We start from the raw sequence: 16049 nt of genomic DNA on the forward strand, positions 1-16049 counted from the left end.
GATCTCGGAACACAGCGTGGTCGGCGTCGCGATGCGCCGGGCCCTCGCGCCGGCCGCTCATCGCGTCAAACGACGTGTGCAGCTACTGCCGGATCGCCGCAGTTCCGTCGGTCAGGACCAGCGACATGCGATGGTTCTTGTCGGCGAACCGGAACGACGCGACGCTGACCGTTGCTCCGAGCGGAGCGAATCCGGCCATGGCCCCGGTGGTCATGATCACGCCGTCGGGCATGGGCACGGCGTAGGTGTTCGTCCCGCCGCCGGCCGACGAGTTGTAGACCGTCACCATTGTGTGCCGGGACATGTTGGCTTCGCGCATCACGCTGCCCGGGATCTCCGCGCTCCCGAGCAGGCAGTCGTCCTTCGTGTCGTTGACGACGAGCCCCGTGATCAAGCTGTTGACCATCAGCCTGGGCATCAGCTCCTCCCTGAGCGGGTGTTCGTCCGGCACCGACCCCAGTTCCTCGTCACCGGTCAGGCGCTCGTACTTCAACGTCCCGGTGTCCAGCTTGTTGCCCGGGATGATGCCGTAGTCGACGATGGGCAGCGTTCCGTCCGCGTGGAGTTCCTGGCCGCGATCCCCGAGCCTGGTCTCCGAGATGATGCACACCAGGTCGCCTGCGCTCAGGAAGTGGGCGACGCTGCCGCGGGCTTCCACCATGCCGGTGTCGGAATGCACGACGAACGTGTGCACCCGGTTCTCGATGTTGCTGGCGCCGATGCGAGCGACGATCACCGCCTCCCCGGGCACGAGATCGCTCACGGCGCACAGCTCCGGCGGCAGCGCGATGCCCTCACCGATGGCGGAGTCCGACCGCGCGCTCTCGTTCGTGGATCGATAGGCCGCATCAATGGTCAGGTTGTGGATCGCGCTCCGCTTGCACGGCATCTCGGGACCGATCACGGATGCTCCTCAGAATTCGTTGTTGACTCATTGCCAGGTTCCTGCGCGCCGATCACCTGTCGGACCGGCGCTGCGGGTGTGGATACCGGCCGACCCGTGGACGTCGGCTCGTGCGCATCGGTGCATCGTCGTCTGCGTCCTCGGACCGAAGCCTGCACTCCCATCTTCCGAATTCGAGTTCGTGCAGTCGGAACCCCACGAGATGTTCGACGATTCGCCCGCTTGGTCGTGCAGTCGGCACTGATTCTGATAACCGGCGCCAGCTATCCTGCTGCCGTCATGGAGGGGGCGCCACATCAGAAGCCCCCACTAGAGACCCGATGCTAACAACCATGTCCCCCTGTAACCAGACTTGAACTTCCGGGCGCTTGCTGGTTCTGTGTCGCGCGTCAGAGTTCTTGGCAGAGCCCGTTGCCTACGGGTGTTCTACCGCCTGAGGAGAAGACCCGTGAAGGTCTACGGCGTAACCGTGGCGATGCCGGAGGGGCATAGCCGGGCGCCTCACCCGTCGATCGATCAGCGGTGAAGGTGGGAACCGTCCGCGATCTGCTCCCGACCCAAGTCGCCTCCAGCGGCACGGGACGGGATAGGCGCGTTGCCCGCCGAAGGGCGTAGGCGGGGCGGAGCCGCCGTAGTACTCCGGGGCCGGGAGAGTCGGCCGCACGGGGAAGGGCGGCAGCGTGACAGACAAGGAGAGGACTGCAACGTCCGAAGATGCCCTGGTGAACACCGGGGTCGGGATGGCCGCCGCTTGGCGGCTGGGTGTCCCGGTACGGAAGATGCAGCTCAAGTTGCACCAGCGGGCGCAGGCGGATGCCTCGCGCCGATTCGACGATCTGTACAACACTGGTCTACGACCCGGGGTTCCTGATCGATGCCTGGCACAGGGTCGCGGGCAACACCGGGGCGAAGACGGCTGGGATCGACGGGCTGACCGTGGCCGCGATCGAATCCGGGCCGGGAGTACAGCCGTTCCTGATGGACATCAGGAACGAGCTCAAGGCGCGGATCTACCGGCCCGCACCGGTGCGGCGCACCCAGATCCCCAAGTCCAACGGGAAGATGCGTGATCTTGGCATTCCGACCGTGAAGGACCGGGGCGTGCAAGCCGCACTGAAGGCGGTCCTGGAGTCCATCTTCGAGGTCGACTTCCTGCCGGTCTCCTACGGGTTCCGGCCGGGCCGCCGAGCCCATGACACCATCGCGGTTATCTGGCCCGCCGGGGCTACTCCGTAGTCCTGGAAGCCGACATCGAGGCGTGTTTCGACAACATCGATCACGTCGCCCTGATGGACCGGCTACGGGCCAGGATCCCCGACAAGCGCGTCCTGGCGCTGGTGAAGGCGTACTTGAAGGCCGGGGTCATGCACCGCGGCATCGCCGAGGACACCCCCACCGGCACTCCCCAGGGCGGGATCCTCTCCCCGCTGCTGGCCAACATCGCTCTGACGGCACTGGACGAGCACTTCCACGTCCGGTGTCACACCCGGATGGGCACCAGTTGGCAGCGCGAGAAGCGACGCAAGATCGGAACGGGAAACTGGAGATTGGTCCGCTACGCGGACGACTTCGTCGTCCTCGTCAGCGGCCCGGCCCACCGGGCCGAGGCCCTGTGCGAGCGGGTCGCCGAGGTCCTGGCCCCGCTCGGACCGCGGCTTTCACCGGAGAAGACCCGTGTGGTCCACATCGAAGACGGCTTCGACTTTCTCGGCCACCACATCCGCCGCCAGCGGAAACGCGACACGAACAAGCTCGTCGTCTATACCCGGCCCTCGAAAAAGGCCATCAAGGCCGTCAAGGACCGAGTCTCGGAACGGACCTACATACACACCCAGAATCAGAGTCTGGCCACCCTCCTGGAGGGCCTGAACCGGACGATGACCGGGTGGGCGACCTACTTCCGACACGGCGCGGCGAAGCGGACATTCAACGCGGTCGACCACCACGCGTGGCACCGCGTCGCGATCTGGCGCCGCCGCAAACACGGCATCCCCAGCAGCCAGTTGAAGGGATTCTGTGACCAGGGATGGAGGTTCACCGACAGCGGCACCGTGTTCCTCGGCGCATCCAGCGTCATGATCGAACGCTACCGCTACCGCGGAGCTCGGATCCCGACTCCGCGGACCATCGAACCGGCAGCCAACAACGGCTGACCACTGGGCAAGCCACGTGGAGAGCCGGATGCGTGGCCAACACGCACGTCCGGTTCGGGTCGGCGGCCCAGAGAAACGGAACGGCAGCAATGCCGTTCACCGCGCTCTGGGCCGACCGCACATGGTCACGGGTGATCTGGAGTTCGCGCGGGTCTGAGACGGTGCCCGCCTCGCGGAGATCGGCCAGCCGACGCTGAAACTCCTCGGCCAGGTGCTGATAGGGCCCTGGCCGCTGGTTGCCCTGTGGGTCGGTGCGTGCGTAGAAGCCCGTTCTGGCGACGCCGGCTTCTCGTGCAAGAGTTTTGAGGTTGCAACCGCCGCGGGCTGGAAGCTGCCCCAGCAGTAGGCGGTCCATCGCAGCACGGATGCTGGCCTCGTTGCGACGGCGCTGTTCGGTGGTCAGCGGCATGATGTGCACTCCTGCATTGCGGTCTGCGGAAACGTGGCGGAGGTCTGGGCCAGTTGGCGGGCCAATGATCGGTCCCTCTGCGTCGGCCGTTCTCGAGGTCGTGATCATGGAATATCGTGCCGGTCATGACCACGGATGACTGGTTGGCTGACACCCGCACCTCTTATGACACGGTCGCGGTCAGCTATGCCGACCAAGTGCGAGGTGCCCTCGCCGGACACCAGTACCTTTGCGCGGCGCTGGCGTTGTTCGCCGACAGCGTGCGGGTCGCTGGCGGCGGGCCGGTAGCGGACGTCGGCTGCGGCCCCGGTGAAGTCACCGCCCACCTGCATGAGCTCGGTGTCGACGCCTTCGGTGTCGACCTCTCCCCGGGGATGATTGACGTGGCCCGGCGCGACCACCCCGGCCTGCGGTTCGAGGTGGGCTCGATGGCGGAACTGGACCTCCCCGTTGCTTCGGTGGCCGGCCTGCTCGCCTGGCAGTCGTTGATCCACATCCCCGACGACGAGGTGCCGACTGTGTTCGGGCACTTCCACCGAGCAATGCGTCCAGGCGGACCGCTGCAGCTCCTGTTTCAGGTGGGTGACGAGTCGCAGTTGAAGACGGAGGGCTATGGCGGTCACCCGATGAAGGTCCATGTGTACCGCCGTCAGCCGGATCAGGTGGCATCCTGGCTGCGCGATGCCGGATTCGTGGTCGAGGCCGAGATGCTGCTCGACCCGGATGCGAAAGCTCAGCAAGCGATTCTTTTCGCACGCAGTAAGTCCTAACTTCTGCATATGTCGGGCTCGCCACTCGGAACCGAAGGACATGCGGGTGTACTCATAGCGGTGCTGGTGGCCTGGTCGATGCTGTCGAGCACTCGTTGGACGCGGTCGTGCTCCCGTCGTAGCCGGGTCTTCTCCCCTGTGGGGACTCTGGGGTTGCCGAGGGACGCTTGAAAGGTGGCCGCCTGCTCGGCCCAGATCGGGCGGTGGCAGGCATGATGGGTGGCCTGCGGACAGCGGGCTGTCCGCGTACTTCATTGAGTGGCCCTGGCAAGATTTCCGTGAAGCTGCGGTGTGCCTCCATGCGCCGGTGACATTCCGTCACGGGAAGCGGCGTCGGAGCAGGGCCATGAGGATGACGCGATGGCGGAGGAGTGGAACTCCTGCGCGTCCGGCCATAATTCGTTTATGGAGGCACACCGCAGCTTCACGGAAATCTTGCCAGGGCCACTCAGACGAGTACGCGGACACGATGGTCCGCGGAGTCGGGATCCGAGCTCCGCGGTAGCGGTAGCGTTCGATCATGACGCTGGATGCGCCGAGGAACACGGTGCCGCTGTCGGTGAACCTCCATCCCTGGTCACAGAATCCCTTCAACTGGCTGCTGGGGATGCCGTGTTTGCGGCGGCGCCAGATCGCGACGCGGTGCCACGCGTGGTGGTCGACCGCGTTGAATGTCCGCTTCGCCGCGCCGTGTCGGAAGTAGGTCGCCCACCCGGTCATCGTCCGGTTCAGGCCCTCCAGGAGGGTGGCCAGACTCTGATTCTGGGTGTGTATGTAGGTCCGTTCCGAGACTCGGTCCTTGACGGCCTTGATGGCCTTTTTCGAGGGCCGGGTATAGACGACGAGCTTGTTCGTGTCGCGTTTCCGCTGGCGGCGGATGTGGTGGCCGAGAAAGTCGAAGCCGTCTTCGATGTGGACCACACGGGTCTTCTCCGGTGAAAGCCGCGGTCCGAGCGGGGCCAGGACCTCGGCGACCCGCTCGCACAGAGCACTGTCACGCTGCCGCCCTTCCCCGTGCGGCCGGCTCTCCCGGCCCGGAGTACTACGGCGGCTCCGCAGCGGGCGTGTCCGGGGTCGACGCCGTTCGCCGAGCAGGGCGTCGTGGCCGCCTGACGTGGGCTGCGCTCGCCGGTGGTGGCGGTGGTGGCAGCCCACTCGGCGCGGTGATCGCCTGCTACGGATTACGGATCGATCTTGTGGAGGAAGGCTATGGAACTGTCCCCCGTACGTCGGATCCGGGCGGTCGAACCGGTTTCCGCCAGGAAGTCGTGAACAGCCCTGCTGCACCCGTCCCAGAAGTCGTAGTCGTCGAGGATGACCACACCGTCGACCTCGACGTGCTGGAACATGACGTCGAGGCACAGCTTGGTGGATCGGTACCAGTCCCCGTCGATGCGCAGGACCGCGATCGGATCACCGCAGTAGTTCGGGAGGGTGTCGTCGAACCACCCCCTCTCGACAGAGACGTGGTCAGCGTGATCGCCCGAGGAACGGATGAGGGAGAGGAACTCGTCGTAATCCGCGTGGAGGTTGTCGAGGTAGAACGGATCGTCGGAGTCGGACTGCCAGGCGACAGCGTCGGGTCCATCGATGGTGGCCGCCGGAGGAAGGCCTTCGAATGAGTCGTAGAAGTGGTACTTGCGCCCGGGACCGCCGATCTGCATCATCGCCGCGGCCATCCCGCCCTTCCAGGTACCGCATTCGACGAACGCGCCTTGGAGTGCGCGCGATCGCTCATGGATCAGGGCGAGGTTGTCGCAGAAGGAGTCTTCGGGTATAAGCGTGTAGTTCGCAAAACGGTCGTAGATCTCTTCGTAATGGGCCTGGTGCTCTTCTTGGGACGACCGGGTGACAAATTGCCGGAACCACTTCCTCTTGATTCGTTCGGCCATATCATCCGCGTCTCGCCACGACCCCATCGTCACAACGTATCAGCAGGGACAGATGGGGGGGAAGGTAGCGTGAGCCGACGATATGTTGGACGCGGGTTGCCGGGGCGCGGGATGTCCGCTGCTCCACGGCTCCGAGCGGACGGGCCGTGGTCGTGGTTCTTGCGGCTTTCCCGCCGGTCAGGCCCCCGCCGGCGCGATCTGCACGGCGACCCCACCGCCCGTGCCCGTGTTCTCCCCCGAGCCGTGGCGGGCGCGCGTTCAGCTCTTGGCTGCCCGCACCAGGACGTAGTCGAGGCCGTCGATCTGCGCGTGCAGCGCCGCCTGGTCGCTGAGGTTCTCCCGGACGAGGTCGGCGAGCTCGGTACCGACGCGCTCGACGTACTCCGGGTCGTCGACGGTCCGGAGCGCAGCGCGCAGGTAGGGCGCGAACACGTCGCCATGGATCGACCTGATCTCGACGTCGTCGAACCCGGCCGTGGCCAACCGGTCACGGTAGGTGTCGACGCCGTACCAGTTCGCCTCCGGTGCCATACCCGCGAACATCGACGTGCGCAGCGGGTCGTCGGTGCCGGTCGCCTGCGGATGCCGGGGAACGATGTCGGTCACGGCGAGCACCCCACCCGGGCGCAGCAGGGTGTGGGCCTGGCGGAAGAACTCCGCGCGCGTGTCGAAGTGGAAAGCCGCCTCCAGCGCCAGCACTCGGTCGAAGGATCCGGCGATGAAGGCCTGTTCGATCGCGGTCGCCGAGCACCGATGGAAGGTGATCCGCTCGGTGAGGCCCTCGCGTTCCGCGCGCGATCTGGCGTGCGCGAGGTGGCTCGCGGTGATCGTCACGGCGTCGATGGTGCTGTGCGGGTACGTCGTGAGCCATCGGAAGTCCTGCGCGCCGAAACCGAAGCCCACGTCGAGGACACGGTCCCCGGGTGTGAGCCCTGCCGTGCGGGCGAGCGCGTCGGTGAGCGCTTCGCTGGCCCCGGTGAACGTGGTGGCCTCCGCCCAGTACCCGAAGTTGATGTAGGTGCTGTCGTGGGCGAACAGCTTCCCCGGGTCATAGAGCTCGTAGCGCCCGAGGGCCAGCTCCTCGGGCGCGGGCTCGGTCGTGTCGTCGACCAGTGGCGCGGCGCCGTCGGCGGTCGTCATGGTGCTGTCTCCTTCGCCTGGTGGGTGTCACCTCGGCGGCCCGGTGGGCGGCCGAGGCGGTACCGGGTCGGGGTCGATCACGATCTGCGCGACCGACCCTACCGACCCTACGTGCTCGGGCGTCGGCGTCCCGGGAATCTGCCAAAACAACGTGCTGCGGCAGGTGTTGCCCGCCGTGCAGATCGGCGTCACCAGCACGTTCGGAGTTGGTCCGGCAGTTGTTCCGCAGCAGTTCAGACAACGGCCCGAATGGAATCCGCAGCAGCAACGGTGACCCTCGACGCGGGCGATCCGCCCGCCATCGGACCGAGCTGTCCGTCCTCGATCGACCGTCGGAGCACGAGCCTGCTCGTGGGCCCGGGGCAGATGCGCACGTTGACGATCCCGGTGTTCATCAAGTAGACCATTGCGCGTGAACAGCCACGCACTCGAACGCCGGCACGGTACGAGGAGATACTGATGGTGTCAGCGGACGGCGTGTGGCCCATCGAGCAGGATCTAGCGGACCCCTCTTTCATGGGCGGCACCGGAGCTGGCGACGATTTCTGGGCGGAGTCCCGCCGTCGGGGCGTCACCTGGCACGAGCCGAGGAGCGATCGTCCCGGATTCTGGGTCGTATCGCGCTACCGGGACGTTCGTGATGCGTACGTGAATGTCGACGGTCTGTCCTCGTCCCGGGGGACCGTGTTGGACGTGCTCCTCCGGGGCCCTGATTCTGCGGGCGGGAAGATGCTCGCGGTGACCGATCCGCCGCGGCACCGCGAGCTGCGCATCCTCATGACCCGTGCCTTGTCGCCGGAGTACGTCCGCCGCATGGAGCCGACGTTGCTCGGACGCAGTCGTCAACTGGTGCGGCGATGGACCGGGAGCGGTGAGTTCGACTTCGTCGAGTCGATAGCGGACCGTATGCCGATCGAGACCATCTGTGATGTGCTGCAGGTGCCGAGCAGTGATCGTACAATGCTGATGGAGTGGAACAAGCAGACGCTGTCGTCCACGAGCCTGGATGATACCTTGCTCGACGCCCTGAACGCCCGGAACGAGATCATCCTCTACTTCATCGATCTGGTGGAGGAGAGACGGGCGGCACCCGGAGATGACCCGATCAGCGCTCTGGCGCACGGGCGCGTACAGGGTGAACAGCTCAGCACAGAGGACGTCGCACTCAACTGCTACAGCCTCATACTGGGTGGTGATGAATCGTCTCGCATGTCCGCGACCTCGGCCGTGAGAGCGCTACACGGCCACCCTGACCAGTGGCGGTCGTTGAAGAGCGGGTCGGTCGACTACGACACCGCCGTCGAAGAGCTCATCCGTTGGGCCACGCCGGCGATGCACTTCGCCCGCACCGCGGAGAAGGATGTCACCGTCGGTGGAACCCGGATCGCTCGCGGCGATGTCGTGAGCTTGTGGAACGTCTCGGCGAACCGCGACGAGGAGGCGTTCGACGATCCCGGCTCGTTGAACCTGTCCCGGCGTCCCAACAAGCACCTCGGCTTCGGCTGGGGTCCCCACTTCTGCCTGGGTGCAGCCCTGGGCCGGGCGAGTCTCACGTACCTGCTGCAGGCGCTCGCCGAGTCCGTTACGTCGATCGAGACCGAGGAACATCCGCAGCGCGTGTACTCGAACTTCCTGTACGGCTACAGGTCCCTCAGGACGACGCTCGTCCCCTAGGCGCCCCCACTCCACCTCCACCGTCACTGCGAAAGGAGCCGGCGGCGATGACCAGCAACACGTCGAACGAGGTTGCCGTGGAAACCGAAGAGAGGTTGCGCCGCGTCCGGGCTGCGCTCGACGATGTCGTCGACGTGGAGGGCCTGCCGGGTGGGGCTGTTGCACTCCTCGACGGCGACAGCACGTCCTACACGTTCTCGGGCCACGGCGACCTCGACACCGCGCGGGACTGGTCCGACGAGTCCCGGCAGCCCATCGGTTGCCTCTCTAAGGTCCTCATCGCGTACGTGGCCATGATGCTCGTCGACCGGGGCGTCGTCTCGCTGGACGAACCGTTGTGCGACCGCGTTCCCGGGGCGTGCTTACGACGGGACGGCGTGAGCGCACCGATCACGCTGCGATCCGCGCTCAGTCATTCAACGGGGGTGGACCAGGCGTTCGAGGTCTGGAACCAGGTGAATCCTCGAACTCCTGCAGAGTACGTGGAGGGTCTCCAGGCTTATCGGCAGATCGCTGAACCTGGCCAGGTCTTCGCCTACAACAACATCGGTACGGCCGTGGCTGCCGTGCTGATCGAGAACATCCTGCAGGAGAGTTGGCAGCGCGCCGTCAACACGATGCTGCTCACGCCGCTCGGGATATCGGCGATCGCGGAGCCGGAGGACGGAGGCGGGCTCTCCGGACTCGACGAGACCGTGGTTACGGGGTACTCGGCGCGTGCGGGAGGCCAGGGATACCAACCCGTGGCGCCGGCTGATCTCGAACGGGTGGCCGACTGCTTCGGATCGACCACCATCTACATGACGCCGCACGAGATCAGCCTCTTGGCGCGGTGCGCGATGTCCGACGGTGTTGGCGGGAACGGCGTCCGGGTGCTGTCGGAGACCCTCGCTCGCGAGATGTGCTCGCCGCAGATCGGTATCCCCGGCCATCCGATGTACGACTCATGGGGACTCGGGTGGCTACTCTTCGACGACGAGTCCTTCGGCTTCGAAGCTGCGACCGAGGGGCAGCACATCTTCCTGAGGATGTTCAAGGAAGAGGACCGTGGATTCCTGGTCATGACCAATTCGTTCCCGTCTTTCCCCCTGTACTCCGAGATCTTGCTGGCCGCGACCGATCGGCAGTGGCCGGCCGACGGAGCTGCCGCCAACACGTTGCAGGAATCCCACTGCGTGGGAACGTACGAGGCGGACGGCCACAAGCTGGAGATCCGGGGGGCGAGCGACGGCATGGAGTTCAAGCTGTTCCTGGGCGGCGGTTCCGAGAACTGGTACCTGCTGCACCAGGGTCAGTCGGCCTTCGCAGGAGGTGGGGCGCTCGTGCTGTCGTCGGTGAACAGGGGGTTCCAGAGCGCGGCGGTTCCGATCTGGGTGGACGATCGGGCGGAGCCATCCTTCCTCAGATTCGGGATGATCGTCCTCGAGAAGGTCTCCTCGACCGATCCTGGGAAATGAGGGCACGATGAACGCGCACGCGAACCCGCCGTCGACCACGATCAACGATCTCCTCAGGGACCAGGCCGAACGAACCCCGGATGCTGTCGCGATCGTCTACGGCGACGGCACGAGGCTCACCTACGCCGAACTCGACGCCGTCATCGTCCGACGGTCACGTGCGCTCGTCGACCGTGGGGTCGGGCGGGAGTCCGTCGTCGCTCTGGCGGTGCGGAACCCCCTGAGCTTCTGGACCACCGTGCTGTCCGTGCTCCGCGCGGGAGGTGCGTACCTGCCGATCGATCCCGACAGCCCGGGGAAGCGGATCGAGTTCATGATCGGCGATGCCTCGCCGTTCCTGATCGTCGCCGACGAGAGCGTCCGGTCGGCTCTGCCGCAGCGGAGCGGCATTGTGACGGTCGAGGCCCTCGACGCCGAGCGTCGTCCTCCCGACCCGGAGCGCGAGGCGGAGCAGCGTCATGCGCCCGCGACGCGCGACGATCTGGCGTACGTCATGTACACCTCGGGGTCGACCGGCAACCCGAAGGGTGTTTTGGTCTCGCACGCGGGGATTCCCGGCCTCGTTTCCACGCTGGCGACATCGATGGACATCACGTCGCGGAGCAGGGTCCTCCAGTTCGCCTTCCCGACCTTCGACGCGTCGCTGTCCGAGGTGTGCGTCGCTCTCGCCTCCGGGAGCACCCTGGTGCTCGCCGACCGAGCTGACCTGTCTCCTGGGAAGTCGCTCTCCGACACCATCGCCCGTCACGGGGTCACCGCGGTGATGCTGACACCGCAGGTGCTCGCGGCGGCCGGCGACGGAACCCTGTCGACCGTCGAGTCGCTCCTCACCACCGGGGACAAGGTCTCGCTCGGCCTCATCCGGACGTGGTCCGCGCGGCGCCGGATGGTGAACGGGTACGGGCCGACCGAGACGACGGTCTGCGCCACCGTGAGCCGTGCACTGTCGGCGGACGAGGTCGAGATCCCGATCGGGCCGGCGATGGCGGGCACCAACGCGTACGTCCTCGACGGCCGGCTGGAGCCGCTCCCAACGGGCGAGCCGGGCGAGCTCTACCTGCACGGCCCGCACCTCGCGCGGGGGTACCTGGGGCAGCCGGGCCTGACCGCGTCCCGGTTCGTGGCATGCCCCTTCGCCGAGCCCGGGGACCGCATGTACCGGACCGGCGACCTGGTCTCCTGGAACGAGGCTGGCGAACTGGTGTTCCGCAGCCGGGTGGACGGGCAGGTGAAGATCAACGGCGTCCGCATCGAGCCCGGCGAGATCGAGGAGGTCCTCGTCCAACACCCTGATGTCGACCAGGCGGTCGTCCGCGCCGCGGGTGGTCGGTTCGAGGACGACGGGCGCCGGTTGATCGCGTATGCGGTGCCGGCGGGCAGCGCCGGGACGTGGTCGGGGACCAGCGGGAGCGACCCGGGTGCGTGGCGGGACGAGCTGGCAGCGCGGTGCCGGACGTGGCTCGTCGACAGGCTGCCCGCGAGCATGATTCCCGCCGTCCTCGTGGTCCTCGAGCGCTTGCCCCTGATGCCCAACGGCAAGCTCGACGCGGCCGCGTTGCCGGTGCCGGAGTTCACGTCCGAGGCCTCCGCGTCGCCGTCCAGTCCGGCGGAACGCAGCGTGGCCGACATCTTCTGCGAGGTCCTCGGACGCGAGACCATCGGTGTCGACGATGATTTCTACACGGTGGGCGGGGACAGCGTCCGCGCGATGCGCGTCGTCTCGTTGGCTCGCGCCCGTGGCCTGCGGTTCAGTGCTCGACAGATGATCGAGCTCCGGACCGTGGCCAAACTGGCCGCTGTCGCCCGGACGACCACCGTGAAGGTGCCGTCGTCCGACCGGGCGACCGGGCCGGCGCAGGAGAAGCGCATTCCGCTTCTCCCGGTCACGCAGTGGAACCGGGACGCCGGACCCGGGTTCGAGCGGTCCGCGCAGGCGGCCCTCTTCGAGGCTCCGGACGGCTTCCTCCGGACCGACCTGGTCCCCTTGCTGGAGAAGGTGGTTGAGCGGCACGAGCTGCTCCGATGCCGTCTGGATCGCGACGGCTGCCTGGTCGTCGGCCCACGCGCGAACGTCCCCGTGGCGACATCGATCACAGTGGTCGACGTGCCTGACGGTGTCGAGGGCGCGGCATGGCAGTCGCTCGTGGTCGCGGAACGCGACTCGGCAGTGCAGAGGTTGGATCCCGCAGGGGGCGTGATCGGCCAGTTCGTCTGGTTCGAGTCTGCGACGACGCAGGCACGTCGGCTCCTGGCGGTGGTCCACCACGCGGTGGTGGACGGGGTGTCGTGGCGTGTTCTGCTGGATGATCTGGCCGCTCTCTCGGCGCCCGCAGCGGTGGCCGGCAGCCGAGAGGTCCCGCCGTTGCCGGCGACCGGGATGGGGGAGTGGGTCGACATCCTCACCAGGGAAGCTGCTGCGCGCACGCGCGTCCAGGAACTCGAGTACTGGCGGTCGGTCGTCGACGGGCCCGACGAGCCCGTGGGGCGTAACCGCCTGGACCCCACGGTCGACCTGACGGACACGCTCGTCCACGCACGTCTCGTACTCCCTCCCGACCACACCGCATCGTTGCTGGCGGCCGCGGAACGGGGTGCGGGCGGCATGGACGGTCTGCTGGCGGCGAGCGTCGCGGTGGCGGTGGCCGAGTTCCGTCAGACCGATGCGACCGTGGGCTCGTCCGTGCTCCTGTGGCTGGAGGGGCACGGGAGGGAGGAGTCCGTCTTCCCGGGCGTGGACCTGACGGGGACGTTTGGGTGCTTCACCACCGCCTATCCCGTGCGTATCGCCGTGCCGGGGTCCCCCTCCGTCTCGGCCCGCGCAGTTCACGCCAGTGCGGTCGACGCGCTGTCGGGTCTTCCCGACAAGGGCATCGGTTACGGGCTCCTGCGACACCTCAACCCCGAGACGAGGGCCGTTCTCGAGAAGCATCCCATCGGGCAGATCGGCGTGAACTACCTCGGGAGGTTCGGATCGAGATCGGGTTCGAGCTCGGGCTGGGACTTCTGCTCGGAGGTCCCGGAGCTGGGGGCACTCGATGTGCCGGAGCCGCCCGGCCGTTCGGCGTTGACGGAGCTGAACATCGACGCATGGGTGTTCGACACCCCGGGGCAGTCGACGTTCGGTGTCTCTCTCACGGCTCCGCGACGTGTGCTGTCGTCGGGCGACCTGGAGGTATTGGGGGGCCTCTTGGAGCACGCCCTCGCCGACGTGGCCCGAGCAGCACTCGACGACGAGGCGTGAAGCCCGACCAGGACGAGCCCCTCTCACGTCAGGTGGACGGCATGACTTCTCCGCACGGAACTGGTGCCCCTGCTCGGGATCACAGTTCGTACGCGCAGTACCTCCAGTTGGACAAGCTCCTGTCCTTGCAGGCGTGCATCACGAGCGGCGCTGGCGAACCCCTGTTCCTCATCATGCACCAGGTCGCCGAGCTGACGTTGAAGCTCCTGGTGGGGGAGATCGACCGCCTGCAGCGCCACGTCGAGCAGGGAGACCTGCTCGACGCCATCACCCAGGTGGGGCGCGCGCAACGCGTCCACGGAGTGCTGAGGGAGACGTGGGAAGTCCTCGGCACCCTGAGCCCGGCGGAGTTCGGGGCGTTCCGCGGTGCGCTCGGTTCGGCCTCGGGTGCCCAGTCCGTCACCTATCGGGAGCTGATGTCGCGCCTCGGGGAACGGGATCACACGTTCCTCCTCCGCGGCGGCGTGCCGGCCGGGGAGGCCCGACGTCTGCGTGAGCTGCTGTCCCGGCCCAGCCTCTACGACGCCGTCCTCGAGCAGCTGCACAAGGGAGGCGTTCCCCTGCCGGACCGGTGCCTCGACCGCGACTGGAGTGAGCCCTACGAGGAGCACCCGGACGTGGTCGACGCCTGGCGGGAGGTCTACCAGAACCGCCGCGAGCACCAGTCCCTCTTCGACCTGGCGGAAGCACTCATCGAGCTGTCCTACGGATTCTGCCAGTGGCGGGCGGTTCATGCGCTCGTCGCGGAGCGGCTGATCGGCGCCAAGGTCGGCACCGGAGGCACGTCAGGCGTGAGTTGGCTGCAGCGGCGGGTCCAGCGCCGGGAGTTCCCAGAGTTGTGGACGGTCCGGACGCTGCTCTAGTACTCGAGTCATGCTTCTTCAATTGTGCTGGTCACAGGGCCCTTTTGGAGTCTAGTTAGCTGATGCTCCATCAGGTGGGCAGAGGTTCGTGACTCACCCAATCGGGGTGCGTTGAACTCGTCATGGAGATGAAGAGTGATGTCGAAGTAGGGCTGCGGGAAGCTGAGTTGCAGTCGTTGCTGCTGCGGGTTGGCGAGCGGTTCGGCCGGGTCGAGCCGCGGCGGCGGATGCGCGACTACGTGCGGGGTTTGCTGGGGCCGGTGGGACGGAAGAACAGCTGGCAGATAGCCGAACACGCGGGTCACGACACCCCGTATGGGCTGCAGCGGCTACTGTCGTGGTGCCAGTGGGATCCGGACGAGATCCGCGATGACCTGCAGGGTTACGTGGCCGAGCAGCTGGGGCAGCCGGACGGTGTGCTGATCGTGGACGACACCGGGTTCCTCAAGAAGGGCACCGTCTCCGCCGGGGTGCAAAGGCAGTATTGCGGCACCGCCGGCCGCACCGAGAATTGCCAGATCGGGGTGTTCGCCGCGTATGCCTCTGCCAAGGGTCGGGCCTTGGTGGACCGCGAGCTCTATCTGCCCAGGTCATGGACCGAGGGCCCCGATCGCTGCCGCGCGGCCCGGATCCCCGAGGGCGAGCCTTTCGCGACCAAGCCGGACCCAGCACCTCGCCGACCCGCGAGCGGGCGCTGGACTCAGCCCTGCCGATCGCCTCGATCACCGCCGACGCGGCCTACGGGCAGGAGTGGCGCTTCCGGCGCATGCTGGAGGAGGCAGGGGTGAGCTACGTCCTGGCGGTGCCCAAGTCGCAGCAGGTGAAGTCCTCAGTGGGCAGCTGGCGCATCGACCATGTTCTTACCGGCGCCCCGGCTGAGGCATGGGAGCGGATCTCTTGCGGTGACGGTGCGAAGGGGCCGCGCGTCTACGACTGGGCGGCGGCCAAGCTGCCGCCATCGACGGCGCGAAGTCCACCCATTTCCGCTGGGTGCTGGCCCGCCGCAGCCTGGCGCGTCCCGAGGAGATTGCGTACTACCTGGCCTTCGCACCGGCTGATGCCTCCGTCGCCGACTTGGTTCGGGTGGCCGGCACCCGGTGGGCCATCGAGGAGTGCTTCCAGGCCGCGAAGAATGAGTGCGGCCTGGACCAGTACGAAGTCCGTCGTTACGTCGGCTGGTGCCGCCACATCACCTTGGCGATGCTCGCGCACGCCTTCTTGACGGCGATGACCGCCCACGCACTCGAAAAGGGGGCCACAGAAACGGTTCGAGCTGCCTCGTTCCCCTCACCGTGGCAGAAATCCGACGGCTCCTGGACCTTGCCCGTACCTCCGCGGCCAGGCACCGGCAGCCCACCCGTCGGCTCCACTGGTCCCACTGGCGTCGACAGCACCAGGCCATCGCCCGCCGCTGCCACTACCAACGCCTCACGCACCCCGATCGGGTGAGTCACGAACCTGTACCCACCTGATGGAGCGTCAGTCAACTAGACTTCGAAAAGGCCCTGTGACCAGGACAAATGGAGAAGCACGACTGGAGTACTAG

The 16049-nt window shown here is 67.0% G+C and carries 12 protein-coding genes and 1 pseudogene; 9 read left to right on the forward strand and 4 right to left on the reverse strand.

The window, feature by feature from the left end; all coding sequences use genetic code 11:
- Positions 1-82 precede the first annotated feature (82 nt).
- Entirely contained in the window at positions 83-904 is an 822-nt protein-coding gene (locus tag G3I54_RS02090) for an aspartate 1-decarboxylase (RefSeq protein WP_164610456.1), read from the reverse strand.
- Between the two features lie 813 nt (positions 905-1717).
- Between G3I54_RS02090 and G3I54_RS39235 the strand changes: the two genes are divergently transcribed.
- The 3 genes from G3I54_RS39235 to G3I54_RS02100 all read left to right on the forward strand — a co-directional run bounded on the left by G3I54_RS39235 (position 1718) and on the right by G3I54_RS02100 (position 4236).
- Positions 1718-2140: a hypothetical protein gene (locus G3I54_RS39235; protein WP_239144192.1), complete on the forward strand. Its 423-nt coding sequence runs from the start codon at positions 1718-1720 to the stop codon at positions 2138-2140.
- A gap of 35 nt (positions 2141-2175) precedes the next feature.
- A complete protein-coding gene (locus G3I54_RS02095) occupies positions 2176-3057 on the forward strand; it encodes a reverse transcriptase domain-containing protein (RefSeq protein WP_343240250.1) in 882 nt (293 codons plus the stop codon).
- 534 nt (positions 3058-3591) lie between these two features.
- The gene (locus G3I54_RS02100; protein ID WP_164610458.1) at positions 3592-4236 is read left to right on the forward strand and encodes a class I SAM-dependent methyltransferase; all 645 of its coding nucleotides are present in this window, start codon (positions 3592-3594) and stop codon (positions 4234-4236) included.
- A gap of 318 nt (positions 4237-4554) precedes the next feature.
- Here G3I54_RS02100 and G3I54_RS02105 read toward each other — a convergent pair whose 3' ends face one another.
- The 3 genes from G3I54_RS02105 to G3I54_RS02115 all read right to left on the reverse strand — a co-directional run bounded on the left by G3I54_RS02105 (position 4555) and on the right by G3I54_RS02115 (position 7268).
- Positions 4555-5157, reverse strand: a complete 603-nt coding sequence (locus tag G3I54_RS02105) for a group II intron maturase-specific domain-containing protein (RefSeq protein WP_164610460.1) — start codon at positions 5155-5157, stop codon at positions 4555-4557.
- 260 nt (positions 5158-5417) lie between these two features.
- Positions 5418-6128, reverse strand: a complete 711-nt coding sequence (locus G3I54_RS02110) for a TylF/MycF/NovP-related O-methyltransferase (protein WP_164610462.1) — start codon at positions 6126-6128, stop codon at positions 5418-5420.
- 258 nt (positions 6129-6386) lie between these two features.
- Positions 6387-7268, reverse strand: coding sequence for a methyltransferase domain-containing protein (locus G3I54_RS02115; RefSeq protein WP_164610464.1), 882 nt, complete (start codon positions 7266-7268; stop codon positions 6387-6389).
- Between the two features lie 249 nt (positions 7269-7517).
- Between G3I54_RS02115 and G3I54_RS02120 the strand changes: the two genes are divergently transcribed.
- The 6 genes and pseudogenes from G3I54_RS02120 (at position 7518) to G3I54_RS02145 (ending at position 15952) form a co-directional block, all read left to right on the forward strand.
- Positions 7518-7670, forward strand: a complete 153-nt coding sequence (locus G3I54_RS02120) for a hypothetical protein (protein WP_164610466.1) — start codon at positions 7518-7520, stop codon at positions 7668-7670.
- Between the two features lie 57 nt (positions 7671-7727).
- Positions 7728-8942 (forward strand): cytochrome P450, encoded by a 1215-nt coding sequence (locus tag G3I54_RS02125; protein WP_203685417.1) that lies wholly within the window; start codon positions 7728-7730, stop codon positions 8940-8942.
- A 47-nt stretch (positions 8943-8989) separates the two neighbouring features.
- Positions 8990-10399, forward strand: coding sequence for a serine hydrolase domain-containing protein (locus G3I54_RS02130; protein WP_164610468.1), 1410 nt, complete (start codon positions 8990-8992; stop codon positions 10397-10399).
- A 7-nt stretch (positions 10400-10406) separates the two neighbouring features.
- On the forward strand, positions 10407-13640 hold the full coding sequence (locus G3I54_RS02135; RefSeq protein WP_164610470.1) for a non-ribosomal peptide synthetase: 3234 nt from the start codon (positions 10407-10409) through the stop codon (positions 13638-13640).
- Between the two features lie 41 nt (positions 13641-13681).
- Complete coding sequence (locus tag G3I54_RS02140) at positions 13682-14503, forward strand: tryptophan 2,3-dioxygenase family protein (protein ID WP_164610472.1); 822 nt, start codon at positions 13682-13684, stop codon at positions 14501-14503.
- Between the two features lie 128 nt (positions 14504-14631).
- Positions 14632-15952: pseudogene (locus G3I54_RS02145) on the forward strand (IS701 family transposase).
- Positions 15953-16049: the final 97 nt, after the last annotated feature.

It is taken from the genome of Streptomyces sp. SID14515 (genome assembly GCF_010548505.1).
Classification (GTDB): domain Bacteria; phylum Actinomycetota; class Actinomycetes; order Streptomycetales; family Streptomycetaceae; genus Streptomyces; species Streptomyces caviscabies.

Bases quoted from the DNA above. Each gene is read 5' to 3' on its own strand.
- G3I54_RS39235 (WP_239144192.1), top strand. From the start codon at position 1,718: ATGCCTCGCGCCGATTCGACGATCTGTACAACACTGGTCTACGACCCG.
- G3I54_RS02100 (WP_164610458.1), top strand. From the start codon at position 3,592: ATGACCACGGATGACTGGTTGGCTGACACCCGCACCTCTTATGACACG.
- G3I54_RS02110 (WP_164610462.1), bottom strand. From the start codon at position 6,128: ATGGCCGAACGAATCAAGAGGAAGTGGTTCCGGCAATTTGTCACCCGG.
- G3I54_RS02115 (WP_164610464.1), bottom strand. From the start codon at position 7,268: ATGACGACCGCCGACGGCGCCGCGCCACTGGTCGACGACACGACCGAG.
- G3I54_RS02120 (WP_164610466.1), top strand. From the start codon at position 7,518: ATGGAATCCGCAGCAGCAACGGTGACCCTCGACGCGGGCGATCCGCCC.
- G3I54_RS02125 (WP_203685417.1), top strand. From the start codon at position 7,728: ATGGTGTCAGCGGACGGCGTGTGGCCCATCGAGCAGGATCTAGCGGAC.
- G3I54_RS02130 (WP_164610468.1), top strand. From the start codon at position 8,990: ATGACCAGCAACACGTCGAACGAGGTTGCCGTGGAAACCGAAGAGAGG.
- G3I54_RS02135 (WP_164610470.1), top strand. From the start codon at position 10,407: ATGAACGCGCACGCGAACCCGCCGTCGACCACGATCAACGATCTCCTC.
- G3I54_RS02140 (WP_164610472.1), top strand. From the start codon at position 13,682: ATGACTTCTCCGCACGGAACTGGTGCCCCTGCTCGGGATCACAGTTCG.